This window comes from Staphylococcus sp. HMSC055C03 (genome assembly GCF_001809385.1).
GTDB classification, from domain to species: Bacteria; Bacillota; Bacilli; order Staphylococcales; family Staphylococcaceae; genus Staphylococcus; species Staphylococcus simulans.
This window is the reverse complement of sequence record NZ_KV797515.1, coordinates 1-13455: the sequence shown is the minus strand read 5'-3', so window position 1 is coordinate 13455 and position 13455 is coordinate 1. Positions and strand designations below refer to the sequence as shown.

Here is a 13455-nt window from a genome sequence, read left to right as displayed (position 1 = left end):
ATCACTTGATAATTTCACCTTGATTGATTCGGTAAAGTTTTGCATGTTTCATAATTTCATGATCAATACCTTCTACAGACGTTGTAGTCACAAATGTCTGCACCTTATCTTGAATTGTACTCAGCAGGTGAGTCTGACGAGAGTCATCTAATTCACTCAGCACATCATCAAGCAATAAGATAGGGTATTCGCCGACTTCTTTGTTAATCAGTTCAATCTCAGCCAGCTTAATTGATAATGCAGATGTCCGCTGTTGACCTTGTGAGCCATAAGTCTGAGCATCCATCCCATTAACGTTAAAACCTAAATCATCACGGTGCGGACCATAAAGGGCCACGCCGCGTTCTATTTCTCTGTCCATATTGTCAGCCATCAATTGCTGCACTTCTTCAAACAAAGCAGCTTCATCCTCAGTATCAGACAACTTCAAGCTCGGACGATATTTAACCTCTAAGCTTTCTCTGTTGTCTGTAATGCTGGCATGAATCGGTTGTGCAAGCACTTCTAATTCCTCGATAAAGTGCGCACGCTTCAAAGTGACTTTAAGCGCATACTCCGCAAACTGCTGATTTAATACCTCAAGCATTGTGCGGTCTGTTTTCTGCTTAATCTGAAGCTGTTTTAAGTAATTGTTCTTTTGTTTCAAAATCCGTTGATATTGAGACAAATCATTCAGGTAAACCGCAGACATCTGACCTAGCTCCATATCAATAAAGCGACGTCTGACTTGCGGTGATCCTTTGACAATATTCAGGTCCTCTGGGGCAAAAAGAACAACATTCAAGTGTCCGATATATTGTGTCAGACGATGTTGTTCTAAATGATTTACTTTAACCTTTTTGCCTTTTTTAGTTATAAACATGGTCAATGGCATCTTCCCATGTCGATAACTCAGCTCACCTTCTATTTTAGCATACTCAGCCCCAAAGCGTATGAGCTCTTTATCATTTGAAGTTCGATGGCTTTTCGCTAATGCAAGTGTGTAAATGGATTCTAATAAATTAGTTTTGCCTTGCGCATTTTCACCAATCAAAATATTCACATCTGGATGGCAATCCAATGCGACTTCTTCATAATTGCGATAATTTTCAAGTTGGAGTGCATTTAATTTCATTGGTCACCTTGATGAGCAATTACAAAAGAACCCACTTCAGGTATTTCAATTTGATCGCCATCTTCGAGTTTTTTACCACGACGTGTTTCACGCTCACCGTTTAAGAAAACTTCGAAATCTTTTAAAAACCATTTTGCCTGTCCACCTGATTCAATAATGCCTTCAGTTTTCAGGAATTGTCCTAAAGTAATGTCACCTTCAACCATGATTTTTTCAGTCAACACACTCACTCCATTTCTTTATAAGGTCATTAATATATTATACCTTTTTTCGTAATAAATTTCATGTTTGAGCGGTTGAAATCTAGCGTTTTCTCATCATTTTTTCACGTTAATCTCATATTTTGAATTTTTCAGCGTCTTTAACACTCATTTTTCGCATTTTAAAAGGTGACATTGAACATTTTAAGCGCATCGATATTTTTATCCTAAATAATTTTAAAATGCATTCAGCGACATCTGAGACACTTTAAAATGAATTTCACGTTGTTATTTTGAATCTGGCATAAAAAAACGGAAACCCTGCAAAGAGGATTTCCGTTTTTTTAAAGTGAATGTCACCTTTTGTTTTTGAGATTAGTATGTTCTGATTGGCAAGATTAATTGCACAACTGAATCGTCATCTTTTGGTTTTAATGTGAATGGTTTCATCGTACCGAAGAATTCAACTTCTACTTCGTCATTATCGATTGCTTTTAAAGCGTCCATCATGTACTTAGAGTTGAATGAGATTTTCAAGCTGCTGCCTTCCACACTGTTTGCATCAACATCTTCTTTTACCGTACCGATTTCTGGTGATGTAGAAGAAAGTTCGACTTCTTGATTGCCAGTGCTTAATTTGATTACGTTATTACCGCCTTCACGCGCAAGTAATGACGCACGATCAATTGCGTGATAGAAATCACTGTTGCTCATTTCAATTTTTGTTTCGTAGTTCTCTGGGAACAAACGAGATGTATCTGGATAATGTCCTTCAAGCAATCTTGAAATGAAATTGATGTTGCCGACTTTGAATAACACTTGGTTAGATGCGAAGAAGATATTAATGTCATCTTCTGAATCAGTGACAATTTTATTAAGTTCAGCTAAAGCTTTACCTGGAATGATGACATTTTTATTATCAATGTCTTCGTCTTCTAGTTTAAGTTTACGAACTGCTAAACGGTGTGAGTCTGTTGCAGTGCATATTAATTCATTATCTTGAATCAACCAGTTCACACCAGTTAAAACTGGCCGTGTTTCTGAGGTGGACACTGCGAAGTTTGTTTGTGCAATCACGTTTTTAAGTACTTTAATTGGTAATTGAATTGCGTCATCTTGAGAAACTTGAGGTAATAGTGGATATTGATCTGGGTCTAAGCCGCTCAAGTTGAACTCTGAATGACCTGAAGTAATCAATGTTTGGAATTGCTCATTTGTTGATAACTTCACATCTTTGCCTGGTAATTTTTTAATAATATCTACAAAGAAACGACCAGGAAGTACAACGGATCCTGTTTCAGCAATCGTTACAATCTCTTCTCCGTCAACTTCTTTAGGGATTGAAATTTCAATTGAAATCTCAGAATCTGAACCTGTTAAAATAATGCCTTCTTCTTTTGCATCGATTTTGATACCCGTTAAGATCGGCAATGTTGTTCTTGGTGAAATGGCTTTTAATGTGTCATTTAATTGATTTATGAAATAGTCTCTTTTAATCGTGAATTCCATCATAAATTTTAAACTCCTTTCAGTTGTTTATAACTTAATTATATAGGTTTTAAAACCGTAGTAATAGTAGTAGGGGCTGTGGATAAGTGGATAACCGAGATAAAACCTTGTCACACAAAGTTATACACATGTGGATAAACTGTGTATGGTGTGTACAACTTTTACACATTGTCCACAATGACGATTTAGTTCGCTGTATTATAACAGCTTCGATTTCTCACTTATTTTTACCCGAATTGCTAGTAAAATTATTTAAATGTTTACTGATTTCGAATTTCTTTCTCCAAATTTTCAACTTCTTGTTTGAAAATCGGATCTTTTTCCATATCTACCCGAATTGTTCTATGAGCATGAATCACAGTTGTATGATCACGTCCCCCGAACTCTTCTCCGATTTTAGGAAGGGAGAAATCTGTAAGTTCGCGTGATAGATACATCGCGATTTGACGCGGATAGGCAATGGATTTCGTACGTTTTTTTGCAATGAAATCTTCTTGGCGCACATTGTAATATTGACCGACTACTTTTTGAATATCTTGAATTGTGATTTTCTTAGATTTCGGTGTTTGAATAATATCTTTTAGTGCTTCAGCAGTCAGTTCAGTCGTAATCGGTTCACCTTGTAATCTTGAATAGGCGATGACACGTGTTAATGCACCTTCTAATTCACGAATGTTCGACTGAATTTGATTTGCGATATAGGTTAAAGATTCTAATGGAATATCCACATCTTCTTCCTCTAATTTTTTCTGCAGAATAGCCATTCTTGTTTCATAATCAGGCGGTGTGATATCAACGATCAAGCCCCATTCGAAGCGTGAACGCAGGCGATCTTCTAATTTCGAAATTTCCTTTGGTGGTCGGTCACTTGAAATCACAATTTGTTTTTCTGCTTGGTGTAAGTCATTGAAAGTATGGAAGAATTCTTCTTGTGTTTGTTCTTTGTTTTGAATGAATTGAATATCATCAATCAATAGAACATCAATGTTTCTGTATTTTTCACGGAATTGTTCCGTTTCGTTATCACGAATAGATTTAATAAATTCGTTCGTGAATTTTTCACTTGATGTGTAGATAACTTTCGCATCTTTATTATTTTGTAGAACGTAATGACCGATAGCATGCATCAAGTGAGTTTTGCCTAAACCTACGCCTCCGTAGATGAAGAGTGGGTTGTAAGCTTTTGCGGGTGCTTCCGCGACTGCAAGACTTGCAGCATGAGGGAAGCGGTTCCCAGGTCCGATAACAAAAGTTTCGAATGTGTTGTGTGCGTTAAATTGATCTTCGCTGCTGTTTAGGAAACCAGGAGTTTCCGTTTCTTTTTCTGGCTGTTTGTCTTTTTGATCATCTTTAAGTTTTTTATCAGCTGTTAAATCGCTTTGAATGACAAATCGAGGCTTAAGCGGCGTTCCAATCGCTTTTTCGAATAAATTTTCTACAATATCCATGTATTGCTTCTTTAGAAAATTTTGAATGAAGTTATCTTCGACTAAAATAATCGCTTCAGAATCTTCGATGTCGATCAGCTTTGTTTTTGGAGGCTCAAACCAAGTTGAGTAACTGACTTCTGCCAATTCGCTTTTAGCTAATTCAAGAACTTTTTCCCAAATTTCTTCTTTTGACATATAAACTCCATCTTTCTTTAAAATTTTTTGACTTATACACAAAATCACACCCCGTGGATAACTTTCCACACAGGCTGTTAATAATTATCCACAAGTTAATCACAATCGGTGGATAACTTTATTTAATTTTGCGTTATACACAGAAAAAATGTTGATAATTGTAAGTTGTAAACCGTTTATTTATCAAACCTTACAAGACTTATCCACACAATTATACTTATTAACAAATCTACCTGTCAAACTCTTGTGGATATGTGGTTTTTATGTGCAAACGTCTGTGTATAGTAACATAATTATCCACAGAATGTCACTGTTCATCTGTGAATAAGTGGATAACTTTTTGAATATATCTCACTTAAAATGTACTTGCTTTATAAGGTTGAATTTGTTATATTTTAGTAGTTGCTTGAATTATGACTAAGATATTGATAATTGAACTAAGTAAGGTAAGCCTTTTGATACAGATGCTTAACCTTTCGCAGACACCGTAGAAATACTTCGGTGATACTTGGTAGAAGGCTGTAATATCTCGGTTATATTAGATGAGGCTGTAGATGCAGATCTTTTCCAAGACTCTCATCACATTGTTAAGATGAGAAAGCGACTATAAATGAAGATAGATTCGATATGGAGGTGTTTTTACATGGTAAAACGTACTTATCAACCAAATAAACGTAAACACAGTAAAGTTCATGGTTTCAGAAAACGCATGAGCACTAAAAATGGCCGTAAAGTATTAGCGCGTCGTCGTCGCAAAGGCCGTAAAGTTTTATCAGCATAAGATCACTGACCTATCAGTGGTCTTTTTTTTGCTTTCATGCAGGTAAAAAAGATACACGGGTTGGAAAATACAGTTCTGATTCTTTACACTAGAACTTAATGATAGGGTAGGGGAGCAGCAAGAATAGAAAAATAAGTGAGTGATGGAAGTGGAAAAAGCATATCGCATTAAAAGAAATAGCGATTTTCAAACGATTTATAGAAGAGGAAAGTCATTCGCAAATCGCCAATTTGTCGTTTATGTCATGCCAGATAAAAATTTGACTCATTTTCAATTAGGAATCAGTGTTTCTAAAAAACTCGGCAATGCAGTGACACGCAATCGTATTAAAAGGGCAATCAGAGAAAACTTTAAAGTACATAAAGAAGATATGATTGCGAAAAAGATTATTGTTATTGCAAGACAACCTGCAAAAGATATGACTGTACTGGAAATTCAAAAAAGTTTAGAGCATGTACTTAAAATTGCAAAACTATTCAATAAGAGAATAAAGTAGACTAACCGAAGTATTATATCAGACAAACGTCAGTCTAACCTCCATAGAATTCGAACACATATGTGGCAATTTACAATAAAAGTCATTACAATTATAGAGTTAGAAATTTAAGTAGAGGAGGCGAAGCAGCATGTTGGATTTAGATACAATTACCAGTATTTCTACTCCGATGGGAGAGGGTGCGATTGGTATTGTCCGTTTATCAGGAAGTCGTGCAATCGAAATCACTGATAAACTCTATAAAGGAAAGAAACCATTAGCTGAAGTAGATTCGCATACAATTAATTATGGACATATTGTCGATCCTGATACGAATGAAGTAGTAGAAGAAGTAATGGTATCCGTGCTGCGTGCACCAAAAACATTTACAAGAGAAGATATCGTAGAAATTAACTGTCACGGCGGAATCTTAACGATTAATCGTGTATTAGAACTTACAATGACGGCTGGTGCTAGAATGGCTGAACCTGGGGAGTATACAAAACGCGCATTCTTAAATGGCCGTATTGACTTATCTCAAGCTGAAGCAGTCATGGATTTCATTCGTTCTAAGACAGACCGAGCGTCTAAAGTTGCGATGAATCAGATTGAAGGACGTTTAAGTGATATGATCAAGCGTCAACGTCAATCTATTTTAGAAATCCTAGCACAGGTTGAAGTGAATATTGATTACCCAGAATATGACGATGTAGAAGATGCGACAACTGAATTCTTATTAGAGAAATCAGAAGAAATCAAATCAGAAATCGATCGTCTTTTAGCAACAGGTACACAGGGTAAAATCATGAGAGAAGGACTTTCGACAGTTATAGTCGGTAAGCCTAACGTCGGTAAGTCTTCTATGTTGAATAACTTAATTCAAGATAATAAAGCGATTGTGACAGAAGTTGCGGGTACTACGCGGGATGTCTTGGAAGAATACGTCAATGTGCGTGGTGTACCACTTCGTCTCGTCGACACAGCAGGCATCCGTGAGACTGAGGACATTGTAGAAAAAATCGGTGTGGAACGTTCACGCAAAGCTTTAAGTGAAGCAGATTTAATCTTATTTGTCTTAAACTACAATGAAGCATTAACAGAAGAAGATGTTAAATTATATGAAGTCATCAAGAATGAAGATGCGATTGTGATTGTGAATAAAACAGATTTAGAACAACATCTTGATTTAGATGAAGTTCGTGATATGGTCGGAGATATGCCAGTCATTGAAACATCTATGTTAAAACAAGAAGGCATTGATCAATTAGAAGAACAAATTCGTGACTTGTTCTTCGGCGGTGAAGTTCAAAACCAAGATATGACTTACGTTTCAAACTCAAGACATATTTCATTGCTGAAACAAGCACGTCACTCGATACAAGATGCAATAGATGCAGCAGAAGCTGGTATTCCTATGGATATGGTTCAAATTGATTTAACTAGAACTTGGGAGATTTTAGGAGAGATTATCGGTGCTTCTGCAAGCGACGAATTGATTGACCAGTTATTCAGTCAGTTCTGTCTCGGAAAATAAAAAGGAGGACAAAGTATGGCTTTGGATTATGATGTAATTGTCATCGGTGCTGGGCATGCCGGTATTGAAGCAGGACTTGCTTCTGCACGACGCGGCGCCAACACATTGATGCTGACAATTAATTTAGATAACGTTGGTTTTATGCCATGTAACCCATCAGTAGGGGGACCAGCTAAAGGGATTGTTGTTCGTGAAATCGACGCACTCGGCGGTCAAATGGCTAAAACAATCGATAGAACGCATATTCAAATGCGTATGTTGAATACAGGTAAAGGACCTGCAGTACGTGCATTACGTGCACAAGCAGATAAAGCTTTATACCAACGTGAAATGAAGCGTGTATTAGAAGATGAAGAAAACTTGCATATCATGCAAGGAATGGTAGACGAATTAATTATTGAAGATGACGAAATTAAAGGTGTGCGTACGAATATTGGTACAGAATACCGTTCAAAAGCCGTTATCGTCACAACAGGTACATTCTTACGCGGTGAAATTATTTTAGGTAACTTGAAATATTCAAGTGGCCCTAATCACCAATTACCATCTATTACACTAGCGGATAACTTACGTGAACTTGGTTTTGAAGTCGTACGTTTCAAAACAGGTACACCGCCACGTGTAAACTCAAAAACGATTGATTATGATAAAACAGAAATTCAACCAGGTGATGATGTAGGACGTGCATTCAGTTTCGATACAACTGAATATATCTTAGATCAATTACCATGCTGGTTAACTTATACAAATGATAAGACACACCAAGTGATTGATGACAACTTGCATCTGTCAGCGATGTACTCAGGTATGATTAAAGGTAAAGGCCCACGTTACTGTCCATCTATTGAAGATAAATACGTGCGTTTCCACGATAAACCACGTCACCAATTATTCTTAGAACCAGAAGGTCGTGACACGAACGAAGTATATGTTCAAGGTCTTTCAACAAGCTTGCCAGAACATGTACAACGTGAAATGCTTCAAACGATTCCTGGCTTAGAAAAAGCAGATATGATGCGTGCGGGTTATGCGATTGAATATGATGCATTAGTACCGACACAATTATGGCCGACACTTGAAACTAAGAAAATCAAAAACTTATACACTGCAGGTCAAATTAACGGAACTTCAGGTTATGAAGAAGCGGCTGGCCAAGGTTTAATGGCGGGTATTAATGCGGCAGGACGTGTATTAGGCACAGGCGAAAAAGTATTAAGCCGTTCTGATGCTTATATCGGTGTCTTAATTGATGACTTGATTACAAAAGGTACGAATGAACCTTACCGTCTATTAACATCACGTGCAGAATATCGTTTATTATTACGTCACGATAATGCAGACCTACGTTTGACTGACCTAGGTCATGAATTAGGCTTGATTTCAGAAGAACGTTACGCGCGTTTCAATGAAAAACGTGATCAAATCCAAGCTGAAATTGATCGTTTATCTAACATTCGTATTAAACCGAATGAACACACACAATCTGTGATTAAATCACGTAACGGTTCTCCATTAAAAGACGGTATCTTAGCGATTGAATTACTACGTCGTCCAGAAATGGATTACCAAGCAATCCTTGATATCTTAGAAGAAGAACATCAAATTCCAGCTGACGTTGAAGAACAAGTTGAAATTCAAACGAAATATGAAGGTTATATCAATAAATCATTACAACAAGTAGAAAAAGTAAAACGTATGGAACAGAAGAAAATTCCACACGACTTGGACTATAGTAAAATTGACAGCTTAGCAAGTGAAGCACGTGAAAAATTAGCAGAAGTTAAACCATTAAACATTGCACAAGCGTCACGTATTTCAGGCGTTAACCCTGCTGATATTTCAATTTTACTGATTTATCTAGAACAAGGTAAGCTTGAAAGGGTGAAATAAATGAGTGTTGAATGGTTGGCTGACAAGCTAGAAACACACGGCATTACATTGAACGACCAACAAAAACAACAGTTTCAAACTTATTATGAAATGCTTGTAGAGTGGAATGAAAAAATGAACTTAACAAGCATTACAGATGAATCAGAAGTATATTTGAAACACTTCTATGATTCAATTACAGCCGCATTTTATGTGGATATGACAAAAGAACTCAGCATTTGTGATGTAGGTGCTGGTGCTGGGTTCCCAAGTATCCCGTTAAAAATTGTCTTTCCACAGCTGAAAGTGACAATTGTAGATTCGTTGAATAAACGTATCCAATTCCTAAATCATCTTGCCGATGCTTTAGGGTTACAAGGTGTCAGCTTTGTACATGAGCGTGCAGAGAACTTTGGGAATACCCGTGGAGACAACCGGGAGTCTTATGACATTGTGACAGCACGTGCAGTTGCACGTCTCACAGTGTTAAGTGAGTTATGCTTGCCGTTAGTGAAAACAGGCGGTCATTTCGTAGCGATGAAATCTTCTAAAGGTGAAGAAGAGTTAGAAGAAGCACGCTTTGCGATTGGGGTCTTCGGCGGCAGAGTTGAAGCGATCGAAACTTTTGAATTGCCTGAAGATGCAGGTGAGCGTCAAATTATTATCATTGAAAAGCGTAGTAAAACGCCTAAAAAGTACCCGAGAAAAGCCGGAACGCCTAACAAATCTCCTTTACTAAAATAAAAATAAATATTAGTATATAATTATATTTAGAGGGAGAGATTGCGGAATGAAAAAGCCTTTTTCTAAACTATTCGGTTTAACAAATAAAGATGAAGAAATGACAGGCGCTACTGAAGATGAACGCAATAATCATGTTGAATCAATTCAAATTGAAAAGATTGTGCCGAACCGCTATCAACCAAGACAAGTCTTTGATCAAAGCAAGATTAATGAACTTGCGGAATCCATCCAAGAACATGGATTGCTACAACCGATTGTGGTACGACCGATTGAAGAAGGAATGTATGAAATCATAGCTGGGGAACGTCGCTTCAGAGCTATGAGCAGTATTCATATGGCTTATGCAGATGTGATTATTCGTGATATGACGGATGAAGAAACAGCAGTCGTCGCTTTAATAGAAAATATTCAACGTGAGAATCTATCAGCAGTTGAAGAAGCGGAAGCCTATCAGAAACTGTTAGAGCTTGGAGACACAACACAAAGTGAATTAGCACAAAGTGTTGGTAAAAGCCAAAGCTTTATCGCAAACAAATTGCGTTTACTGAAACTTGCCCCTAAAGTGCTTGCGAAACTTTCAGAAGGCAAGATTACAGAACGTCACGCACGTGCTTTGTTAAGTTTATCTCACGAAGAACAAGAAGAAATGGTCCAAATTATTATTGATCAACACTTGAACGTGAAACAAACAGAAGCGAGAGTCAAAGCCAAAGTAGGACCTGAAAAAGTTAAAGCAGTGCCGCTTCAATTCGCCAAAGATTTGACGAAAGCACGCGAAACACTACAAAACAGCTTTGAAACTATCGAACAAAGCGGTATCCGTGTCGAACAAAAAGAACGCGACCACGATGATTATTTAGAAATTAAAATCAGAGTATATAAACGTTAACAACCATTCGCCTCGTTGCGAGTGGTTTTTTCATGCTTTCTTTTAATTCAGGACAATATGTGTCCCGTACCTTCTATATAATGAAATTATATATTCAAATATACAAAGAGGAGCAAGCTATCTATGAAATTTAAACATGTATTGACTACCGCTGCAGCACTTTCAATTTTACTAGCAGGTTGCGGCTCAAATGAAAAACAAGAAGATACGCAAAAACACGAAGAAAAAGACAAAGCAAACCATCAAAAAACAGAGAAAAAAGAAAACACACAACATGAACAAACATCAAAACATAAAAAATCACATACTCATAAACAAACGACAGAACAAGCTATCAGCCAACTGACACCACAAGAAAAGGTCGCTTTAGCGTTATATGCACCTAAAACAGCTGAATTTACAGTGACAGCAAATGAATTATTAAACCACAGCTATGTCCAAAATACGAATGGCGGTTCGCGACAACGAGAAATTCAGCAATTAACACTTTATACAGGTAGTTCTGAAATCGTAACAAATAAACCTCAAAATATGGTAATTTATGGCACAACTAACTCTAAAGGTCCATTTGCGGCAGTTATTGGTGTGAGTGATACACAAGTGTTGGTATCAGGGACACAAGGTATCAATCCATATCAACAGTTAGCGAACATGGGAGCAGTTTATAATATTAAAGATCTATATAAGCAATACAAAGATGAACCGAACTTTACACATGTGGCAAATTTAATCCGAATCACAAATCAAGATGCACAATCAGCAGTACAAGAAAGCAACAGTAATTCTAGCTCTGAAAGTCATTCATCTTCTTCTGAAGATAAAGTAACACGTGAAAATGTCATTGATAAAGTAGAAGAGTATGAAGGTCACAAATTAGATACAAGCACGTATACGTATAAAGAACCTGAACAAAAGAGTGATGGAAGCTGGGGCTTCTCATTTGTAGATAAATCAGGTGATTTAGCAGGATCATACATTGTGAATGCGGATGGTTCAGTGGAGAAATTTGATTCAAAAGGCCAACCTGAATAAAGAATATTGACTCTACGGCTTTTAGTGAGCTGTAGAGTTTTTCATTTTAACTTAAATTGATAAATGTCAGAATTTTTAGTACAATAGAAGTCATTAAAACTTATCTAGAGAAGTAGAGGGAATTGGCCCGATGACGCTTCAGCAACAGAAGATCCAGGCATTGAATCTGACTGTGCTACATCCAACAAGTATAACTTGAAAGATAGGTGCCATATACATAGAAAGCTATATGTCGCTTATAGGTGATATATAGCTTTTTTAATAGGCGCATCAAACAAAGGGGGAACTTAAATGGTGATTTCAAGAAGATTAGCGAAGATACCAGATAGTTATTTCGGAAAAACAATGGGGAGAAAGATAGAACATGGTCCGCTTCCTCTCATCAATATGGCAGTAGGCATCCCAGATGGGGAAACACCTAAAGGCATTGTCGATGAATTTGCGAACGCATTACGTGTGCCTGAAAACCAAAAGTACGGTGCGTTTCATGGTAAAGAAAGCTTTAAGCAAGCAATTGTTGATTTCTATAAACGACAATATAATGTTGAATTGGATAAAGATGATGAAGTCTGTATTTTATATGGCACAAAGAATGGATTAGTAGGTTTGCCGAATTGTATTGTTAACCCTGAAGATTACGTTTTATTGCCAGATCCAGGTTATACAGATTACCTAGCAGGGGTGTTGTTCGCAGATGCGAAACCTTATGCGTTAGAGTTAGAACCACCATATTATCAACCTGACTTTGATAAAGTGCCAGGGGGAGTCTTAAGTCAGACTAAATTGATTTATTTAACGTATCCTAATAACCCGACTGGATCAACTGTTACACAAGATGTCTTTGATGATGTAGTTCAAAAGTTCAGAGGTACACAAACGAAAATTGTACATGATTTTGCATATGCAGCGTTCGGTTTTGACCATAAAAATCCGAGTATCCTACAGACAGCTGGAGGCAAAGAAGTCGCAATCGAGGTGTATTCACTTTCTAAAGGCTATAATATGTCTGGCTATCGTGTCGGTTTCGCAGTCGGCAACAAAGATGTGATTCAAGCTTTGAAGAAATATCATACACATCACCATGCGGGTATGTTTGGTGCGCTTCAAGATGCGGCGACATTTGCGCTTAACAACTATGATTATTTCTTAGATAAACAAAGTGAAGTCTTTAAAGCACGTCGCGATCGTTTCACTGCGATTTTAGATGAAGGAAACATCCCTTATGAACCGATGACAGGTGGCATCTTCTTATGGTTGAAAGCACCAAAAGGATATGACGGAGAACAATTTGTGGAATTCTTACTTCAAGATCAATCTATTTTAGTGGCGCCAGGTATTCCATTTGGTGAAAATGGACGTCATTATGTAAGGGTGTCTCTTGCGTTAGAGGATGAGCAATTAGATGAAGCGGCGAAGCGGTTGAAATCACTTAGTGCGATGTACAAAGAATAATCTTTTATTTAAGTAGTGAATAAAATCCCTCATAACGTTGTTATAGAGACGTTTATACGTATATTATTGATTATAAGAAGTTTCAAAAGGTGTTATGCTATTACTGTAATAAAAACACTCAGGAACTCTGGAAAGTAGCTGAGTGTAAAAATGTTAGGCGTATGGTCTAAGCCATATTCTACCTAGGCTTATGAGATAGGGGTCGGGACATAAATGTTCTGACTTCTAATA

At 37.1% G+C, this 13455-nt stretch carries 12 protein-coding genes and 1 riboswitch; of the genes, 8 read left to right on the top strand and 4 right to left on the bottom strand.

The genetic code is table 11. The features are described from left to right. Window position 1: 1 nt before the first annotated feature. From recF to dnaA, 4 genes are all read right to left on the bottom strand, one after another. Window positions 2-1114 (bottom strand): DNA replication/repair protein RecF, encoded by a 1113-nt coding sequence (gene recF, locus HMPREF2603_RS12330; RefSeq protein WP_002480293.1) that lies wholly within the window; start codon window positions 1112-1114, stop codon window positions 2-4. Continuing rightward, on the bottom strand, window positions 1111-1320 hold the full coding sequence (gene yaaA / locus HMPREF2603_RS12325; protein ID WP_199790672.1) for a S4 domain-containing protein YaaA: 210 nt from the start codon (window positions 1318-1320) through the stop codon (window positions 1111-1113). Before yaaA ends, recF begins: the two co-directional genes overlap by 4 nt. A gap of 369 nt (window positions 1321-1689) precedes the next feature. After that, window positions 1690-2826, bottom strand: coding sequence for a DNA polymerase III subunit beta (dnaN, locus tag HMPREF2603_RS12320; RefSeq protein WP_060803763.1), 1137 nt, complete (start codon window positions 2824-2826; stop codon window positions 1690-1692). A gap of 257 nt (window positions 2827-3083) precedes the next feature. Continuing rightward, the gene (dnaA, locus tag HMPREF2603_RS12315; protein ID WP_023014873.1) at window positions 3084-4448 is read right to left on the bottom strand and encodes a chromosomal replication initiator protein DnaA; all 1365 of its coding nucleotides are present in this window, start codon (window positions 4446-4448) and stop codon (window positions 3084-3086) included. Window positions 4449-5091: 643 nt separating this feature from the next. Here dnaA and rpmH point away from each other — a divergent pair. From rpmH to HMPREF2603_RS12275, 8 genes are all read left to right on the top strand, one after another. After that, window positions 5092-5229: a 50S ribosomal protein L34 gene (gene rpmH, locus HMPREF2603_RS12310; protein WP_000240855.1), complete on the top strand. Its 138-nt coding sequence runs from the start codon at window positions 5092-5094 to the stop codon at window positions 5227-5229. Between the two features lie 142 nt (window positions 5230-5371). Beyond that, window positions 5372-5725: a ribonuclease P protein component gene (rnpA, locus tag HMPREF2603_RS12305; RefSeq protein WP_023014874.1), complete on the top strand. Its 354-nt coding sequence runs from the start codon at window positions 5372-5374 to the stop codon at window positions 5723-5725. 133 nt (window positions 5726-5858) lie between these two features. Continuing rightward, window positions 5859-7238: a tRNA uridine-5-carboxymethylaminomethyl(34) synthesis GTPase MnmE gene (gene mnmE / locus HMPREF2603_RS12300; RefSeq protein WP_096754688.1), complete on the top strand. Its 1380-nt coding sequence runs from the start codon at window positions 5859-5861 to the stop codon at window positions 7236-7238. 15 nt (window positions 7239-7253) lie between these two features. Beyond that, window positions 7254-9128 carry a tRNA uridine-5-carboxymethylaminomethyl(34) synthesis enzyme MnmG gene (gene mnmG / locus HMPREF2603_RS12295; RefSeq protein WP_002480299.1) on the top strand — a complete coding sequence of 625 codons (1875 nt, stop codon included), beginning with the start codon at window positions 7254-7256 and terminating at the stop codon, window positions 9126-9128. Continuing rightward, window positions 9129-9851, top strand: a complete 723-nt coding sequence (rsmG, locus tag HMPREF2603_RS12290) for a 16S rRNA (guanine(527)-N(7))-methyltransferase RsmG (RefSeq protein WP_060803761.1) — start codon at window positions 9129-9131, stop codon at window positions 9849-9851. Window positions 9852-9897: 46 nt separating this feature from the next. Next, complete coding sequence (gene noc / locus HMPREF2603_RS12285) at window positions 9898-10740, top strand: nucleoid occlusion protein (RefSeq protein WP_023014877.1); 843 nt, start codon at window positions 9898-9900, stop codon at window positions 10738-10740. Between the two features lie 123 nt (window positions 10741-10863). Beyond that, on the top strand, window positions 10864-11772 hold the full coding sequence (locus HMPREF2603_RS12280) for a hypothetical protein (protein WP_060803760.1): 909 nt from the start codon (window positions 10864-10866) through the stop codon (window positions 11770-11772). A 97-nt stretch (window positions 11773-11869) separates the two neighbouring features. Continuing rightward, window positions 11870-11981: riboswitch (SAM riboswitch) on the top strand. Window positions 11982-12063: 82 nt separating this feature from the next. Beyond that, a complete protein-coding gene (locus HMPREF2603_RS12275; protein WP_070468855.1) occupies window positions 12064-13224 on the top strand; it encodes an aminotransferase class I/II-fold pyridoxal phosphate-dependent enzyme in 1161 nt (386 codons plus the stop codon). The last annotated feature ends 231 nt before the right edge of the window (window positions 13225-13455 follow it).

Excerpts from the sequence above, each read along its gene's own strand:
- recF (WP_002480293.1), bottom strand. The coding sequence starts at position 1,114 with ATGAAATTAAATGCACTCCAACTTGAAAATTATCGCAATTATGAAGAA.
- yaaA (WP_199790672.1), bottom strand. The coding sequence starts at position 1,320 with ATGGTTGAAGGTGACATTACTTTAGGACAATTCCTGAAAACTGAAGGC.
- dnaN (WP_060803763.1), bottom strand. The coding sequence starts at position 2,826 with ATGATGGAATTCACGATTAAAAGAGACTATTTCATAAATCAATTAAAT.
- dnaA (WP_023014873.1), bottom strand. The coding sequence starts at position 4,448 with ATGTCAAAAGAAGAAATTTGGGAAAAAGTTCTTGAATTAGCTAAAAGC.
- rpmH (WP_000240855.1), top strand. The coding sequence starts at position 5,092 with ATGGTAAAACGTACTTATCAACCAAATAAACGTAAACACAGTAAAGTT.
- rnpA (WP_023014874.1), top strand. The coding sequence starts at position 5,372 with ATGGAAGTGGAAAAAGCATATCGCATTAAAAGAAATAGCGATTTTCAA.
- mnmG (WP_002480299.1), top strand. The coding sequence starts at position 7,254 with ATGGCTTTGGATTATGATGTAATTGTCATCGGTGCTGGGCATGCCGGT.
- rsmG (WP_060803761.1), top strand. The coding sequence starts at position 9,129 with ATGAGTGTTGAATGGTTGGCTGACAAGCTAGAAACACACGGCATTACA.
- noc (WP_023014877.1), top strand. The coding sequence starts at position 9,898 with ATGAAAAAGCCTTTTTCTAAACTATTCGGTTTAACAAATAAAGATGAA.
- HMPREF2603_RS12280 (WP_060803760.1), top strand. The coding sequence starts at position 10,864 with ATGAAATTTAAACATGTATTGACTACCGCTGCAGCACTTTCAATTTTA.
- HMPREF2603_RS12275 (WP_070468855.1), top strand. The coding sequence starts at position 12,064 with ATGGTGATTTCAAGAAGATTAGCGAAGATACCAGATAGTTATTTCGGA.